General features: G+C 66.9%; 16 protein-coding genes. 6 read left to right on the plus strand and 10 right to left on the minus strand.

Annotated features, from left to right (window positions below; all coding sequences use genetic code 11):
• Positions 1–26 precede the first annotated feature (26 nt).
• Together N5C91_RS11825 and N5C91_RS11830 are read left to right on the plus strand one after the other, a co-directional pair.
• A complete protein-coding gene (locus N5C91_RS11825; RefSeq protein WP_279829788.1) occupies positions 27–632 on the plus strand; it encodes a GNAT family N-acetyltransferase in 606 nt (201 codons plus the stop codon).
• A 94-nt stretch (positions 633–726) separates the two neighbouring features.
• Positions 727–1,095, plus strand: a complete 369-nt coding sequence (locus N5C91_RS11830; RefSeq protein WP_279829790.1) for a VOC family protein — start codon at positions 727–729, stop codon at positions 1,093–1,095.
• Positions 1,096–1,391: 296 nt separating this feature from the next.
• Here the strand turns inward: N5C91_RS11830 and N5C91_RS11835 are convergent, their stop codons facing one another.
• The 9 genes from N5C91_RS11835 to N5C91_RS11875 all read right to left on the minus strand — a co-directional run bounded on the left by N5C91_RS11835 (position 1,392) and on the right by N5C91_RS11875 (position 11,427).
• Entirely contained in the window at positions 1,392–2,864 is a 1,473-nt protein-coding gene (locus N5C91_RS11835; RefSeq protein ID WP_279829791.1) for an aldehyde dehydrogenase family protein, read from the minus strand.
• A gap of 25 nt (positions 2,865–2,889) precedes the next feature.
• Positions 2,890–3,708, minus strand: a complete 819-nt coding sequence (locus tag N5C91_RS11840) for an ABC transporter permease (protein WP_279829792.1) — start codon at positions 3,706–3,708, stop codon at positions 2,890–2,892.
• 1 nt (position 3,709) lies between these two features.
• On the minus strand, positions 3,710–4,621 hold the full coding sequence (locus tag N5C91_RS11845; RefSeq protein ID WP_279829793.1) for an ABC transporter permease: 912 nt from the start codon (positions 4,619–4,621) through the stop codon (positions 3,710–3,712).
• 140 nt (positions 4,622–4,761) lie between these two features.
• Positions 4,762–5,904 (minus strand): spermidine/putrescine ABC transporter substrate-binding protein, encoded by a 1,143-nt coding sequence (locus N5C91_RS11850; protein WP_236172482.1) that lies wholly within the window; start codon positions 5,902–5,904, stop codon positions 4,762–4,764.
• A gap of 60 nt (positions 5,905–5,964) precedes the next feature.
• Entirely contained in the window at positions 5,965–7,080 is a 1,116-nt protein-coding gene (locus N5C91_RS11855; protein WP_279829794.1) for an ABC transporter ATP-binding protein, read from the minus strand.
• Between the two features lie 624 nt (positions 7,081–7,704).
• Positions 7,705–8,523, minus strand: a complete 819-nt coding sequence (locus tag N5C91_RS11860; protein WP_279829796.1) for a LuxR C-terminal-related transcriptional regulator — start codon at positions 8,521–8,523, stop codon at positions 7,705–7,707.
• A gap of 170 nt (positions 8,524–8,693) precedes the next feature.
• Positions 8,694–10,076: a DEAD/DEAH box helicase gene (locus N5C91_RS11865; RefSeq protein WP_279829798.1), complete on the minus strand. Its 1,383-nt coding sequence runs from the start codon at positions 10,074–10,076 to the stop codon at positions 8,694–8,696.
• A gap of 50 nt (positions 10,077–10,126) precedes the next feature.
• Complete coding sequence (locus N5C91_RS11870) at positions 10,127–10,603, minus strand: NYN domain-containing protein (protein ID WP_236172478.1); 477 nt, start codon at positions 10,601–10,603, stop codon at positions 10,127–10,129.
• Between the two features lie 77 nt (positions 10,604–10,680).
• Positions 10,681–11,427, minus strand: a complete 747-nt coding sequence (locus N5C91_RS11875; protein ID WP_236200550.1) for a DUF2076 domain-containing protein — start codon at positions 11,425–11,427, stop codon at positions 10,681–10,683.
• A gap of 159 nt (positions 11,428–11,586) precedes the next feature.
• On the opposite strand from N5C91_RS11875, the gene N5C91_RS11880 reads away from it, so the two are divergent.
• Together N5C91_RS11880 and N5C91_RS11885 are read left to right on the plus strand one after the other, a co-directional pair.
• Positions 11,587–12,237 (plus strand): hypothetical protein, encoded by a 651-nt coding sequence (locus N5C91_RS11880; protein ID WP_236172476.1) that lies wholly within the window; start codon positions 11,587–11,589, stop codon positions 12,235–12,237.
• 88 nt (positions 12,238–12,325) lie between these two features.
• Entirely contained in the window at positions 12,326–12,757 is a 432-nt protein-coding gene (locus N5C91_RS11885) for a VOC family protein (protein WP_279829801.1), read from the plus strand.
• A 196-nt stretch (positions 12,758–12,953) separates the two neighbouring features.
• Here the strand turns inward: N5C91_RS11885 and N5C91_RS11890 are convergent, their stop codons facing one another.
• The gene (locus tag N5C91_RS11890) at positions 12,954–13,790 is read right to left on the minus strand and encodes an SDR family oxidoreductase (RefSeq protein ID WP_279829803.1); all 837 of its coding nucleotides are present in this window, start codon (positions 13,788–13,790) and stop codon (positions 12,954–12,956) included.
• A gap of 153 nt (positions 13,791–13,943) precedes the next feature.
• Between N5C91_RS11890 and N5C91_RS11895 the strand changes: the two genes are divergently transcribed.
• Complete coding sequence (locus N5C91_RS11895; RefSeq protein ID WP_279829805.1) at positions 13,944–15,026, plus strand: endonuclease/exonuclease/phosphatase family protein; 1,083 nt, start codon at positions 13,944–13,946, stop codon at positions 15,024–15,026.
• A 105-nt stretch (positions 15,027–15,131) separates the two neighbouring features.
• Positions 15,132–15,896, plus strand: coding sequence for a transporter substrate-binding domain-containing protein (locus tag N5C91_RS11900; RefSeq protein ID WP_236172472.1), 765 nt, complete (start codon positions 15,132–15,134; stop codon positions 15,894–15,896).
• Positions 15,897–16,245: the final 349 nt, after the last annotated feature.

The raw sequence follows: 16,245 nt of genomic DNA on the forward strand, positions 1-16,245 counted from the left end.
TCGACTCCCACTCAGGAGTCGCCTGCATGCCGCTGACCTTCCGCCGCGCCCGCCCCGATGACGTCGACGCCGCCATCCCGCTGATCTACAGCGCCGGCCCCGACGCCTTCGACTACGCCTTCGCCCGCCCCGGCCGCAATAGCGCGCAGGACTTCCTGCGCTACGCCTTCGTCCAGGGCGGCGGGCAGTTCGGCTGGCGCCAGCACTGGGTCGGCGAACAGGACGGGCAAGTGGTCGCGGCCGGCACGGTGTTCGGCGGCGAAACGAACCTGGGCTACCTGCTGGCCGCTACGCGGCAGATTCTCGGTTACTTCGGGCTGGGTTCGGCGGGGGTGATCCGCCGCGGCCTGCAATTGGAAAAAATCATCTGCCCGCCGCCCCGGCGGACGCTCTATCTCGCGCACCTGGGGGTGACCCCCAGCCTGCGCGGCGAAGGCCTCGGCAGCCAGCTGATCGAGCACTTCCTGCAGATCGGCCGTGACAGCGGCCTGCCCATGGCGGCGCTGGATGTCTCGGTGGCCAACCCCAAGGCCCAGGCACTCTACGAGCGCTTCGGCTTCGCGGTACAAGTGGAGCGTGTCTCGACGCTGCCGGGGGTCTCCAGCCATCGCTACATGCAGCGCCAGCTCTGAGCTAGACTCGCGGCCAGGCGCCCGCCAGAGGCGCCCGGATCCCGTAGAGAACACCGTCGAGAAGCCTGCTCACGACTTACCAGGAAGGTTGCCCATGAGCACTGCCAGCGTTGAACTGAAAGTCTTCGTCCCCGCCCGCGATTTCGCGCTCTCCCAGCAGTTCTACAAGGACCTGGGATTCCTCTCGCCGTGGAACTCCGAGGAACTCGCCTACTTCCACCATGGCGATCACTGCGCCTTCCTGCTGCAGAACTACTACGTCAAGGAATTCGCCGAGAACCTGATGCTGCACCTGCTGGTGGAGGACGCCGACGCCTGGTACGCCAGCGTGCGCGACGCCGGCCTGGCCGAACGCTACGGCGTGCGCCTCGGCACACCGGAAGACCAGCCGTGGAAGATGCGCGACTTCACCCTGCACGACCCGAGCGGCGTGCTCTGGCGGATCGGGCATAACCTCGACTGACGCGTTCGCACGCGGTGTTCCTGTAGGAGCGGATTCATCCGCGATCCAGCCGCAAGGCCGGCCTGAAACCATCGCGGACAGAGTCCGCTCCTACGAGACGCTTCTGCGCTTGCGTCGGCCCTCACCCTAACCCTCTCCCTAGGGGAGAGGGGACCGTTAGGTGCAGGATGAAACGTCGGCAACAGTCGCACGGACGGCTCCCTCTCCCCCTGGGAGAGGGCTGGGGTGAGGGGAAAGCATCGGCACGAGCTTCCCGAGAAAGACAGTTGCTCCTACCCGGGACCGACCTGAAGTGATTATTTCAGGTACCACCCCCAGGGCTGGTCGGAGATGTACTCGGTCACCTGCTTCACCTCCAGGTAGTTCTCCAGCCCCCACACGCCCAGCTCGCGGCCAATCCCGCTGTGCTTCATGCCGCCCCAGGGCGCCTGGGTGAAGGTGGGCTGCGAACAGTTGACCCAGACGATCCCCGCCCGCAGCCCGTCCGCCACCCGTGCGGCGCGCTGCGGATCGCCGGACATCACCGCGCCGGCCAGGCCGAAGCGGCTGTCGTTGGCCAGGCGCAGGGCCTCGGCCTCGGTCTTGAAGCGCTTCACGCAGAGCACCGGGCCGAAGATTTCCTCGCGCCAGATCAGCGCGTCCTCGGCCGGCTTGTCGAAGATCGCCGGCTCGATGAACCAGCCCTGCTCCAGCCCCGCCGGGCGCTTGCCGCCGGTGAGCAAACGAGCACCACCGGCGCGGCCCTTGTCGACGAAACCGAGCACCTTCTCGTGCTGCCCCTGGCTGACCAGTGGGCCGAGCAGCACGCCCGGCTCCAGCCCGTTGCCGATGCTGATGGCGCGGGTGGCTTCCACCAGCCGCTCGATCAGGCGCGGGGCAATGCCCTCCTGCACCAGCAGGCGCGAGGTGGCGCTGCACACCTGGCCCTGGTTCCAGAAGATGCCGAAGAGAATCCACTCCACCGCCGCCTCGACATCGCTGTCATCGAAGACGATGAAGGCCGACTTGCCGCCCAGCTCCAGGCTGACGTTCTTGATGTCCTGGGCCGCCGCCGACATGATCCGCGAGCCGGTCGGCACGCTGCCGGTGAAGGCCAGCTTGTCCACGCCCGGATGCTGGCTCAGCGGTCCGCCGGCCTCCGCGCCCAGCCCCGGCAGCACGTTCAGCACCCCGGCCGGCAGTCCGATGGCATCTGCGGCGGCGGCCAGTTCCAGCGCGCTCAGCGGCGTCAGCTCGGACGGCTTGAGCACGCAGGTGGCGCCTGCCGCCAGGGCCGGGGCGACCTTCCAGGCCGCCATCAGCAGCGGGTAGTTCCAGGGGATGATCTGCCCGGCCACGCCCACCGGTTCCTGGCGGATACGGCAGCGGAAGCGCTCGTCGGGCAGTGGCAGAATCTGGTCCTGACGCTCGTCCAGTTCCCGCGCCAGGTCGGCGTAGTAGCGGAAGCAGCCGATGGCGTCGGCCACATCCCACTGCGCCTCGGGCAGCGGCTTGCCGTTGTCGCGCACTTCCAGTTCGGCCAACGAGTCCTGGTCGCGTTCCAGTTCGCCGGCCAACGCTTCCAGCCATTCGGCGCGCTCGCTGCCACGGCTCTGCCCCCAGCCACGATTGAACGCGGTACGCGCCGCGCGCACGGCGTGGTCGACGTCTTCCTCGGTGGCCGCCGGCACTTCGCGCAGCGGCTGGCCGGTGGCCGGGTCATAGCTGGTGAAACGGCCGCCCAGGTCCGGCCTGACCCACTGCCCGTTGATGTAGAGCTGCTCGCGCATCCTCGAGTCTCCTTGAAGTCGGCCCTCAGGCGGCCTGAACGCCGGTGCGGCGGTTCTGCAGGTAGCGGGAGGTGAACAGCAGCGCCAGCGAGGCGCAGATGATCACCGTGGAGATGGCGTTGATCTCCGGCGTGATGCCGCGGCGGATCGACGAGAAGATGTAGATCGGCAGCGTGGTTTCCGAGCCGGCGACGAAGAAGGCGATGATGAAATCGTCGAAGCTGAAGGTGAACGCCAGCAGGAAGCCGGCAAGGATGGCCGGGGCGATCTGCGGCAGGGTCACCCGCCAGAAGGTGTCCAGCGGCGGCGCGTAGAGGTCGGCGGAGGCTTCCAGCAGCGACTTGTCCATCGCCTCGACACGGGTGCGGACGATCACCATCACCAGCGCCATGGTGAACAGCGAGTGCGCCGCCACCACGGTGCCGAAGCCCATGTTGAGTTTCGGCAAACCCATGTCCAACAGCACCAGCAGCGGGTTGAGGACATCGAACAGGGTGATGAAGGCGATCAGCGTGGCGATGCCGATGACGATGCCCGGCACGATGATCGCGCAGTAGGTCAGCGCGTCGAACAGCAGGCGCACGCGCTTGCCGACGCGTTGCAGGCCGAACACCGCGAGGGTGCCGAACAACGTGGCGATCAGCGCCGAGCAGAAGGCGATCAGCGCGCTGTTGCCCAGGGCCTCCATGATGAACGGGTTGCCGAAGGCGCGGCCGAACCACTGCACCGAGCAGCACTGGAAGCTCAGCCCGCTGCGCCCGGCGTTGAAGGCGAAGAGCATGATCAGCGCGATGGGCGCGTAGAGGAACAGGTAGACCGAGGTGGAGTAACTGCGCAGCCACATGTCAGAGCACTCCGTCGTTGCGTGAGCCGCCGTAGCGCGCCACGAGTTTCAGGTAGACGCCGATGATCGCCAGCATCATCGCCACCAGGGTCATCGCCACCGCGCTGCCGAACGGCCAGTTGCGTGATTGCAGGAACAGGTCGACCAGTGCGTTGCCGACGAAGAACACCTTGCCGCCACCGAGGATCGCCGGGATCAGGAACTCGCCCATGAGCAGGATGAACACCAGCATCACCCCGGTGATCACCCCCGGCGCGGACAGCGGCAGGGTCACCCGGCGGAAGGTCTCGAAGGCGCTGGCACCGAGGTCGCCGGAGGCTTCCAGCAGGCGCTTGTCGAGCTTCTCCAGGGTCACGTAGATGGGGAACACCATCAGCGGCAGGTAGCCGTAGACGATGCCGATCAGCACCGCATAGGGCGTGTTGATCAGGCGCACGTCGGCGATGCCGAAGCTCTCCAGCAGCGCGGGAATGCCGCGGCCGCTGAGGATGAAGATCCAGGCGTAGGTGCGGATCAGGAAGCTGGTCCAGAACGGCACGATGACCAGCGTGAGCAGCAGCGACTTGTTGCGCCGCACCTTCACCGCCAGGAAGTAGGCCAGCGGGTAGGCTGCCAGCAGGCAGGCCAGGGTGCCCAGCGGCGCCAGGGTAAGAGTGTTCCAGAAGGCCTGGGCGCGGGAACCGAGGTTCAGGTAGTTCTCCAGCGTCAGGCCGCCGCCGTAGCCGCCCACGGCGCTGCGCTCGCCGAAGCTGAAGACCAGGATGATCACCAGCGGCATCAGCAGTAGCAGCAGGAACCACAGGGTGGACGGCAGGAGCAGCAGGAGCGTGACGCGCCGGCCGAGGCTTTTCGCGCGCGAGACCGCGGGCGTCGCCTGGGTCTGTGGCAACGGGGCGCTGACAGCGATGTTCATGTTCGATTCCCTACGCATGGAGTTACGCAGTTCCCCTGTAGGAGCGAGGGGGCGCCTAGCCCTTGCTCGCGAAAGAATTCACCGGCATCTCGGGAGCTGGGCGGTTCGCGAGCAAGCTCGCTCCTACAGAGAGACCTTCCTCAGGCGGCCTTGAAGCGCGCCATCAGTTCGGCGCGCACCGGGCTGGTGAGGGTCGCCGCGGCGCCGAACTCCAGCGGTGACAGACGCTCGGCTGCCGGGTACATGATCGGGTCGTCGAGCATCTCCTTGGAGAGCAGCGCGTCGACGCGCTTGTCGCCGCTCGGGTAGCCGTGGGAGAGCACCTCCAGCTTGTTGTGCTGCGGGTCGAGCAGGTAGTTGATGAACGCGTAGGCGGCATCCTTGTGCTCGGCGCTCTTGGGAATGGCGAAGAAGTCGCTCCAGATCTCGCCGCCTTCCTTGCCCAGCACGAACGTCATGTCCGGGTTGTCGCGGTGCAGCTGGGAGGCGTCGCCGGTCCAGGCCATGGCCATCCAGGCATCGCCGTTGCGCAGCGAAGGCTGGATGTCGGAGTTGATCGCGAACAGGTGCGGCTTGGCCTGGATCAGCAGCTTCTCGGCCTCGGCCAGTTCCTTCGGGTCCAGCGAATTGAAGCTGTAGCCGTAGTACTTGAGTGCGTTGCCGATGGCGGTGAGCTGGTAGTCGTGGACGATGGTGCGGCCCGAGGCGCTGGTCAGGGTGAGGTCCCAGAACTGCTTCCAGGAATCCGGGCTGCCCTTCACGCGGCTGGCGTCATAGACGATGCCGGTGGTGCCCCAGTTCTTCGGCACCGCGTAGACCTTGCCGTCCACCGTGCCCTGGGCCATGAAGCGTTCCTCGAAGGCCTTGGGGTCGAAGTTGGGGATGCGCGACAGGTCCAGCGGCTCGATCAGCCCGAGCTGCACGTAGGTGCTGATGGTGTAGTTGGTCGGCACGAAAACGTCCCAGCCGCTGCCGCCGGCCTGCAGCTTGGCGAGCATCTCCTCGTTGGAGCCGAACACGTTCATCTGCACCCGCGCGCCGGTGGCCTTGGCAAAGGCGTCGAAGTTTTCCTGGCTGTGGTAGTTGGGCCAGGTGGCCAGCGCCAGGCGGTCACCGATATTGCTGCCCTCGGCCGCGTAGGCCTTGCCGGTCAGCAGACCGGGAGTGTTGGCGGCGACCACCGCCATCGCCAGCCCCAGCCCGGTCTTGCCGAGAAAGTCGCGCCGCGTGATGGAGCCGTTTTCCCAGCTGCGCATGGTCTTGATGAAGCTCTTCTTGTCCATCTTCACTCCCCGCCTGTCTGCTGATTGTCGTTATGCTTGGATCGTCGGGCTGAGCCCGGCTCAAAGGGCCATGGCCAGGCCACTGGCCTGGTTCCAGCCGACCTGCACCGGCGCGCCGTGCTCGAAGGCTTCGGCCTCGCCGCCGGCCTTGCGCGGCACACGCACGCAGACGATGCCGAAGGCGTCGGTACGCACGCGGTATTCGATGAGGTTGCCCAGGTAGATGCGGTCCTCGACGCGGCCCTTCAGGCGCACTTCGCGCTGCAGTTCCGAATCGACGGCGGCGATGCCGACCAGCTCGGGGCGCACGGCGATGCAGCCTTCGGCCTGGAGCGCGAGCGAGGGGCCGGTCGGCGTCGGTGGGCTGCTCAGTTCCAGCCCGGCCGGCGTGCCCAGCACCACGCGGCCGCCATCGAGGCGGCGGACGGTGCCGGCGAACAGGTTGGACTCGCCGATGAAGTCCGCCACGTAGCGGCTCGCCGGGGTCTCGTAGAGGGCTTCGGGAGTGGCGGTCTGGATGATCAGGCCGTCCTTCATGATGCTGATGCTGTCGCTCATCGACAGCGCTTCTTCCTGGTCGTGGGTGACCAGCACGAAGGTGATGCCGACCTCGCGCTGCAGGCGCAGCAGCTCGGACTGCATTTCCTTGCGCAGCTTGCGGTCCAGCGCCGCCAGCGGCTCGTCGAGCAGCAGCACGGTGGGCTTGTTCACCAGGGCGCGGGCCAGCGCCACACGCTGTTGCTGGCCGCCGGAAAGCTCGTGGGGCTTGCGCGTGCCGAAGCCGGACAGGCGCACCATCTCCAGCGCCTCGTCGGCCATGCGGCGCTGCTGCGCGCGATCCGGGCGCGGCGTACGGTAGCGCAGGCCGTAGGCGATGTTCTCGGCCACCGTCAGGTGCGGGAACAGCGCGTAGTGCTGGAACACCATGTTCACCGCACGCTGGTGCGCCGGCACTCCGGCCACTGCCTGGCCGGCCAGCAGGACTTCGCCTTCGCTGGGCTGCTCGAAGCCGGCGATCATCCGCAGGGTGGTGGTCTTGCCGCAGCCGGAGCTGCCTAGGAAGGAGTGGAAGGCGCCGCGCTTGACCTTGAAGCTCAGCCCGTTGACCGCCGGCACGCTGCCGTAGCGCTTGACCACGTTACGGAACTCGATATCGACATCCTGACCGCTTTCCATCACCGCGCTCCCACCTTGTTCTTGTTGGTGGTCACGCTAACAACCGGGGTTTCGGGGTGTATATATCCCTCGGGGGATAGATGGCGGGATTGGATCGTGCCTACCGAATCAAAAGCCCCTCACCCTAACCCTCTCCCGCGAGCGGGAGAGGGGACTATTCAGCGCAGGATGAAACCTTTTGCTTCAGCCGGCATGGACGGCTCCCTCCCCCTCAGGAGCGGGGCGCGCAGCCAGGGCTGGGGTGAGTGAAAGACAGCAGTACGGAGCGTACCTGTAGGAGCGAGCTTGCTCGCGAACGAGCTTCCAGCAACTCCGGTGGTGATCGGTTCGCGAGCGAGCTCGCTCCTACGAAGAGCCGTGCACTCAGCGACGTAGGGCGCATAACGCCCCAGGCGTTATCCGCCGCCTGCAGCGTAACCAGAGGCAATGGCGGATAACCGTGAACGGTTATTCGCCCTACGGGTTGCCGACACTCAGCCCGCCGCGCGCATCCCACCCGCAACGTCACGCCCCGCCAGCGACGTAGGGCGCATAACGCCCCAGGCGTTATCCGCCGCCTGCAGCGTAACCAGAGGCAATGGCGGATAACCGTGAACGGTTATTCGCCCTACGGGTTGCCGACACTCAGCCCACCGCGCGCATCCCACCTGCAACGTCACGCCCCGCCAGCTCGCGGATGAACAGCCCGAGCAGCTCCGACTGGCTGCCGATGCCGAGCTTGGCGTAGAGGTTCTTGCGGTGGATCTTCACAGTGCCGGGGCTGATATCCAGTTGCTCGGCCACCGAGGCGCTGGAGTGGCCGCGCAGCAGCAGCTGGACGATTTCCTGCTCGCGGGGCGTGAGCAGCTGGGCGCCGAACTGGTCGAAGGCTTCGCGGATCTGGTAGTCCAGGTCCTGCGCCGGGCGTGGTTGCGCGCGGCGCAGCTCCCAGGCCTCGCGCACCACCTGCTCGACCACCGGCCGCGCACATTCGAGCAGCTGCATCTCGTCGCGGCTGTAGGCGGGGCTGGAGGTCTTGCGCATCAGCGAGAGCACCGCGGTGGCGCAATCGGCCAGGTCGATGAAGAAGGCAATCTCCTCGGTCAGGCCGGTCTGCTGGTAGTAGGTCTGGTAGTACTCGCCGACGTAGAAGTGGTCCGGCGCAAACTGCCGCAGGCGCCACAGCCCCGGTGCCTGGTGGCGGGTACAGGCGAGGTAGAAGGGATCGAGCAGGTAGGGACCGACCTGGTAGTCCTCGACGTAGACGTGGCGGATGTCGGCCGGGAAGGTATCGAACAGGTCCAGTGGCCGGTGGTTGCCTTCGTAGACGAAGAGCACGAAGTTATCCACCGCACAGACCTGCTGCAGCCACTGGCTGAGGCCGAGCAGGCGCGGACGACCGGCGGCCAGCGGGAGCAGATGGGCGACTCCGCCGGTCCAGGCTTTGAGTTCCTTGTGGCGCATGGGCTGTCGTTCTTGTTGTGTGCGCGATGGGCACACTATAGGCGTTCGGGATTCCACACGGAAATGCAGCTTTTGCGCCACACCCCGCAAGGCCCCGCCACGCCTGGCGGCAGCCCCCGACTCAGCCCTCGGCGGCGCACCGCGATGAAGCAGACGCGCGCCTTAACGGCTCAGGGGCGGCGACCGCCCTTGCCGCCCGGCTTTCCAGCAGGCGACTTGCCAGACGGAGACTTGCCGCCTGCCGGTTTTCCGCCAAGACCGAACCCCGGCGCCTTGCGCACCGCCTTGACCTGCGGCTTGTCGTCCAGCAGCGAGCCCAGGTGCACCTTGCCCGGCTTGCCTTCGGGCACCTTGGGTTGCTTGGGCTTCTTCGGCTTTCTGGTTATCTGGCCGCCAGGAGCGGTGACGGGCACCCGATGCTCCGCCTCGAAGCCATCTTCTTCCTGGCGCTGCAGGGTCTGGCCGATCAGCGTCTCGATGGCCGCCAGCTGCTGCACCTCGTCCGCGCAGACCAGCGAGATCGCCTGCCCGCTGGCCCCGGCACGGCCGGTACGACCGATACGGTGCACGTAGTCTTCGGGGACGATGGGCAGGTCGAAGTTGACCACCAGTGGCATCTCCTCGATATCCAGGCCACGGGCGGCGACGTCGGTGGCGATGAGGAAGTCCACTTCGCCGGCCTTGAACCGCGCCAGCGCGCGCAGGCGCGACGGCTGCGGCTTGTCACCGTGGATCGAGTCGGCGCGGATGCCTTCCTTCTGCAACTGGCCGACCAGCTCGTCGACGCCCTTGCGGGTCTTGGCGAACACCAGCGCCTGGCGCCAGCCCTGCTCGCGCAGCAGGTGCAGGAACAGCTCGGCCTTGCGCTTCTTGTCGACGGTGACCAGGTGCTGCTTCACCGTCTTCGCCGCCGTGTTGCGTGGCGCCACGTCGATGGTCAGCGGGTCGCGCAGCAGCTCGCGGGCCATCTGGCGGATGGCGTCGGAGAAGGTCGCGGAGAACAACAGCGTCTGCCGGCGCCGGGGCAGCGCGGCGAAGACTTCATCCAGCTCGCGGGCAAAGCCCAGGTCGAGCATGCGGTCAGCTTCGTCGAGCACCAGGGCCTGGAGCTGGGTGAACTTCAGGGCGTTCTGCCGGTACAGGTCGAGCAGGCGACCAGGTGTGGCCACCAACACGTCGACGCCCTTGCGCAGCTTCATCATCTGCGGGTTGATGCTGACCCCGCCGTAGGCCACGGCGGTGCGCAGCGGCACGTGCTGGCCGTAGGCGCGGAAACTCTCGTGGACCTGCTCGGCCAGCTCGCGGGTCGGCACCAGCACCAGCGCACGGATCGAGTTGGCCGCCACCTGCGGGCCTTCCTGCAGCAGCTTCTGCAACAGCGGCAAGGCGAAGCCGGCTGTCTTGCCGGTGCCGGTCTGCGCAGCGGCGAGCAGGTCGCGACCCTTGAGCACCGCGGGAATGGCCTGGGCCTGCACCGCCGTCGGGTTCTGGTAGCCGAGCCCGTCGAGGGCGCGCAGGAGGGGATCGATCAGGCCGAGGTTGGCGAAGGTCATGGAGCGCTCGCAATACGAATTCGGAATGGGCGGCATTGTAGCCGCAAGGATCAGGAGCGCAGCAGCAGCCCGCCCTCGATGGGCACGTAGCGACTGGCCGCGCGGATCAGCGCCTGGGCGGTGAGGCCCGGCACGCCATAGGCGGTGGCATCGGTGCCGCCGGCGCGGACGCGCTCGAGCAGCAGGTCGAAATCGCCGTCACCGGAGGCCAGGACGATCTCGTCCACGTTCGGCGCAGCGTCGAGGATGTCGATGGTGATGCCCACGTCCCAATCGCCCTTGGCCGAGCCATCGGCGCGCTGGATGTAGGGCTTGAGCTTCACGGTGAAGCCGAGCTTGCGCAGGATCTGCTGGAACTGCTGCTGCCTGGCATCGCCGCGGTCGATGGCATAGGCGTAGGCCTGGACGATAGTGCCCTGGGCACTCAGCTCGGCCCACAGCGCGGCGTAGTTGAAGTGGCAGCCGTAGGCCTGACGCACGGTGTAGTAAAGGTTCTGCACGTCGGCGAACAGGGCGATGGTCTTCAACGGTGACTCCGGGACACGAACAGCGGGGGCGCATTATCGGCAGTGCGCGCGGCCCCCGCCAGTCCCGGCGGGCGGGATCAGCTGAACATGTCGCCGTCGTCACCGCCGAAGAAGCCGGAATCGTCGCCGAAGCTGCCACCGTCGTCATAGTTGGCGTCACTGAAGTTGCTGTCGGCATAGCGGTCGCCGCCGCCGAAGGAGTCGTCCGTCTGCGAGTCATCGAAGCTCGAAGGCTCCGGCTGCACCGGCTGTTCCTGGATCACTTCGACGATTTCCTGCGGCTGGTTGTGGTGGAACATGCTGGTCAGCAGGTCCGCCACCATCACCCCGCCAGCTACGCCCGCCGCAGTCTGCAGGGCGCCACGCAGGAAGCCGCCGCCCTGCGGTGCGGCCTGGGCCGGCTGGGCAGGCCTGAAGTCGTTCGGGTTGCTGGCGCCGGGGTTGTTCGCGTAGGCCGCATTGCCGCCGGGTTGCGAGAAGCGCGTCTGGCCCCAGCCGTCCGGGCGTTGCTGCGCTTGCGCCGGACGCTGCTCCTGGCTCTGCCCGCCGCCGAACAGCCCGGCGAGGAAGCCGCCGCTGCTCGGGCGCTGCTCCTGCGCCCGCGCCTGCTGCGCTTCCAGTTCCTTGACGCGCTGGTCCAGGCGCTTGATCGCCGCTTCCTGGATCAGCATCGCCTGGGCCATGTAGTACGGCGCGGCAGGCTGCTGCACCAGGTGCCTGTTGATCTGCGCCTCGGCATCGGCGTCGCGGGGCGCGGTCTGCGCTTCGGCGTCGCGCAGGCGGGCGAACAGACCATCGATCAGGGATTGCTCTTCGGAATTCATGGCAGGCCTCGAGTGAGCGGGTGAATCAAAACGGATCGCTGTAGCGAAACATTGGATCGGGTCGGAAAAAAACAAGTTCCGGTCGCAGAATTCTCGCGCCTTCTATCTGAGGGTTTGCTTAAGTTAGAGTCGAAGCCCTCGGACAGTATCGGGTTACTGATGAATCCCCTTTCCATCCTTCGCGACACCTGGTTCTTCTTCTCCCGTCACCTCGGCATCCTGGTGCCACTGTGCCTGCCGTGGATCGTCATCGAGACGCTGGTGCAGCAGCAGATCAACGTCGCCGCCGGCCCGCAGAACATCGCCCCCTGGGGCATGGCCGCGGGCCTGGTGTTCTATCCGATCTACACCGCCAGCCTGATTCTCTACATGATCGACACCGGCGAAGGCGTGCAGCGCAGCGTGCGTGAGCTGTGGAGCGCCGCGCTGCGCCTGTGGCCGGCCTTCGCCCTGCTCTCGGCGATCAGCTCGCTGCTGATCGTGATCGGCCTGTACCTGATGGTGCTGCCGGGCATCTTCGTGATGGTCAAGCTGGCCTTCGCCGAGTTTCTTCTGGTACAGCGCGGCCGCGCGCCCATCGATGCGATGCGCGAAAGCTTCAGCCTGACCACCGGGCACTTCTTCCTGCTGCTGATGACCTCCCTGGCCATCCTTGCCCCGGTGTGGATCGCCGAGAACTGGATCGCCGAGGCCAGCCAGGACGCGCCGCTGCTCAGTGTCGCACTGCACTCGCTGAGCGGGTTCTTCCAGCTGCTGCTGACGGTGGCCGCCTACCGCATCTTCATCCTGCTCGGCCGCGAGGCCGCCTGAGCGGCAGCACGTCGAAACAAATACCCCGGCACGTCGCGGGCCGGGGTTCTACGCTGGAGTCTCCTTTCCCCGAGTATGGAGACTCGCCGTGAGCGACTTCCCGCCCAGCTGCCTTTCGCACATTTCCATCGGCACCAACGATTACCCGCGCGCCAAGGCGTTCTACGACGCCGTGCTGCCAACCCTGGGCTGCCGGCAGATCATGGAGCACCCCGGCGCGGTGGCCTTTGGCCGCGAGTTCCCCGAGTTCTGGCTGCAGACGCCTATCGACGGGCGCCCCGCCAGCGTCGGCAACGGCACGCACTTCGGCTTCATGGCCAACTCCCGCGCGGAAGTGGACGCGTTCTATCGCGCCGCGATAGCCGCCGGCGCCACCGACGAAGGCGCCCCCGGCCCGCGCCCGCTGTATGGCGACCCTTACTACGGCTGCTTCATCCGCGACCTCGACGGGCACAAGATCGAGGCATCGTTCTGGGACATGGCCCTGGCCGGCGGTGGTTTCGACACGCACTCGCATTGAGCGCAGGAGCGGTCTGTCCCCGATTGGCCTCGGCGCGAAGTGAAATCGATCGCGGACAAAGCCCGCTCCTACCCATCGCTCAGGCACCGCGCTCCGGGCCGGCAAAGAACCTGTAGGAGCGAGCTTGCTCGCGAACCCGCACCGCTCTGACGTCGCCGATGAATCCGTTCGCGAGCAAGCTCGCTCCTGCGAAAAGCTACTGCCCCGGCCTGAGCCCCGACATCTTCGGCACCAGCAGTTTCTCGAACAGCCGCGGGAAGAAGCGCGCCAGCAGGCGCGCCCGCCAGTTGACGTTGGACAGCACCAGCAATCGCCGACGGCGCACCGCGCCCTGGTAGATCGCCTCGGCGACGTCGCGTGGCGAGGCGACTTCCGCGCCCAATACCACCGCCGGCTGGCGGATCACCGAGCCGTCGCCGACCAGCGCATTCTTGCGCAGGTCGGTGGCAGTGAAGCCCGGGCAGGCCAGGGTGATTGCTACACCGGTGCCGCCCAGCTCCATGCGCAACGTGTCGAACAGCCCGTGCAGCGCATGCTTGCTGGCGTTATAGGCGCTGCGATAGAGCAGCGGGGCGAAGCCGGTCAGCGAGCTGAGCACGACAATCTGCCCGTGCCGCGCCAGCAGGCTGGGCAAAGCCGCCTGGGTGCAATGCAGCGCGCCATAGAAATTCACCGCCATCACCCGCCGGAACACCGCCAGCTCGGTCTCGATGAACAGGCTGCGGTGGGTAATCCCGGCGTTGTTCACCAATACGTCGATGCCGCCGAAGCGCTCGACCGCCAGCACCACCGCGCGCTCCACGGCCTCCGCATCGGCGATGTCGCAGCGCAGGCCGAGTGCCTCGACGTTCAGGTGTTCGCGCAGGTGCTGCACCAGGCTGTCCAGCGCAGCCTGGTCAAGGTCGAGGATCACCGGGTGCGCGCCGGCCTGGGCGAAGCGCAACACCAGGGCGCGACCGATGCCGGAACAGCCGCCACTGACCAGCACCACCTTGTGCCGATAAGCGGAGTGGGAAAAGCGTGTGCGGGGCATGGCGATCTCCCAAAGCCCGCAGGGCGCGAGTGCAGCGTCTTGCGAACTACATCTCACAAGGTTTCAGGATAATTCCCACAAGGAACGCAGAGATGAAATACAAAGCCACAGCCACTATCCTCTGGCCCCAACAAGCATAGCCCCTGGTCACCCATGAGCCTCTCGCTTCGCCGTCGCGCCCTGTTCCTGCTGTTCATCGCCCTGCTGCTCGCCATCACCGCCGCGGCCTGGCTGCTGGCCTGGCATCCGCCCGGGCGCGAAACGGTCGCCGCGCAGTGCCGCGCGCCCGCGCCGCAACTGCTGCCTGGCCAGGCACTCAAGGTGATGACCTGGAACGTCCAGTACCTGGCCGGCAAACGCTACATTTTCTGGGACGACCTGCCGGACACCACCGGCCCCGACGACAGCCCCAGTCCCGAGGACATCGCCTACAGCCTCGACGAAGTGGTGCGGGTGATTCGCGATGAAGCGCCGGACATCGTCCTGCTCCAGGAAGTGGACGACGGCGCCGCCGCCACCGGCAAGCAGGACCAGCAGGCGCTGATCGGCGACCGCCTGAGCGACCTCTATCCCTGCTCGATGGCTGCCTTCGACTGGAAGGCGCGCTTCGACCCCAATCCCCACGTGTTCGGCAGCGCCGGGCGCAAGCTGGTGACCTTCAGCCGCTTCCAGATCAGCCACGGCGAGCGCATTGCCCTGCCACAGCGCTCATCCATCCCGCTGCTACGTCTGTTCGCCCCGCAACCGGCGCTGCTGCAGAGCGACCTGCCGATTCGCGGCGGCGGCCAGCTCAGCGTGATCAACACGCGCCTGGAACGGCCCAACGGCGACGACACCCCGCAGCGCCAGGTGGAAGCCGTCGAAGCCCAGTTGAGCACCCTGCAGGCCGCCGGTCGGCCGTGGCTGCTGGGCGGCGACCTCGGCCTGCTGCCCCTGGGCCAGTACCCGTACCTGCCGGAAGTCCTGCGTGCGCCCTACCGCGCCAACAGCGAGCTGAACCTGCTGGCGGCGCGCTTCCCGGTTGTCCCGGCGGTGGAGGAGTCCAGTGGCGCGGCCCAGGCGGACTGGTACACCCACTTCCCCAACGACCCGCGCGTGCACCAGCCCGACCGCACCCTCGACTACCTGTTCCACAGCCCCAGCCTGAGCCGCCTGGACGCCGCCGTGCGCAGCCACGACACCCTGCGCATCTCCAACCACCTGCCGCTTTCCGCGCGCTTCCTGCTGCCCCACTGAGCATTACGGCACATCGCCACTGGTGGCAACTGGACAACCGCGGCACTGCGGTCGCATGCTCGGCTCGCTTCGAACAAAAACGATAACGAGCACACCAGGCCATCCATGCATTTGAGCCGTCTCGCCGGGCTGATCATCGCCCTCTTCTGCCTCAACGCCAGCGCCGTCGACAGGCCCACGCTGGCCGACCGCCTACCGCATCCGCTACCCGCGCTGACCGTCGGCTACTACGAATTCCCGCCCTACACCTACACCGCTGCGGACGGCAGCACCCGCGGCAGCGGCGCTGAAATGGTCCGGCGCATCCTGCTCAAGGCCGGCTACCGCGCCGACTTCCGCCCACTGCCCAGCGCCCGCCTGTACCTCGGCCTGCAGGACGGCAGCGTGCAACTCTGGGCCGGCGCACCGGGCAAGCAGGAACTGGCGGGCAGCACCCTGGAGTGCGAGCGCGTGCTCGGCCATGTCGAGTTGAATCTCTACCGCAGGCCCGCGCAGCCGTCGCCGAAAGTCCCCGAGGGCCTGACCGGCAGCCGGGTCATCCTGATCAGCGGCTACAGCTACTGGCGACCGATCACCGACCTGCTCGCCGACCCGAAGCTGAAACTGGAACTGCACCGCACCAGCACCCATACCGCAGCCCTGCAGATGCTCGAGCGTGGCCGTGGCGACTACCTGATCGACTACCAGACTCCGGTGGAACAGGCACGCCGGGAGCTGAACATGGCACCGCTGGCCTTCGACAACCTGTACAGCGTGCCGACCAAGCTGATCGTCTCCCGCCATGCGCCCGGCGCCGAAGCGCTGCGCGCACAGCTGGACCAGGCCTACGACGAATTGCAGGCAGCGGGTTACGAGATGAAATTGCCCTGAATCCTGAAAACGGCACGCCTGTAGGAGCGAGCTTGCTCGCGAACAATCCTCGCCCCAACACCACCGGGGAATCCGTTCGCGAGCAAGCTCGCTCCTACAGAAAAGCCGTTCTGTGGAGCTTGAACCCTGGGTAGGAGCAACTGTCTTCTTCAGGTCAGTCCGTGCCGGTGATTCCCCCTCACCCCAGCCCTCTCCCTTGGGGAGAGGGGGCAGATTGCGCCGGCTGAGGCCATGGTTTCATCCTGCGCCGAACGGTCCCCTCTCCCTCTGAGCGGGGCGCGCAGCCAGGGTTAGGGTGAGGACGCCCCCTGCGCCGAGGTTATCCCGTAGGAGCGGACTCCGTCCGCGA

The organism is Pseudomonas sp. GD03903, assembly GCF_029840045.1.
Lineage (GTDB): Bacteria > Pseudomonadota > Gammaproteobacteria > Pseudomonadales > Pseudomonadaceae > Pseudomonas > Pseudomonas pseudonitroreducens.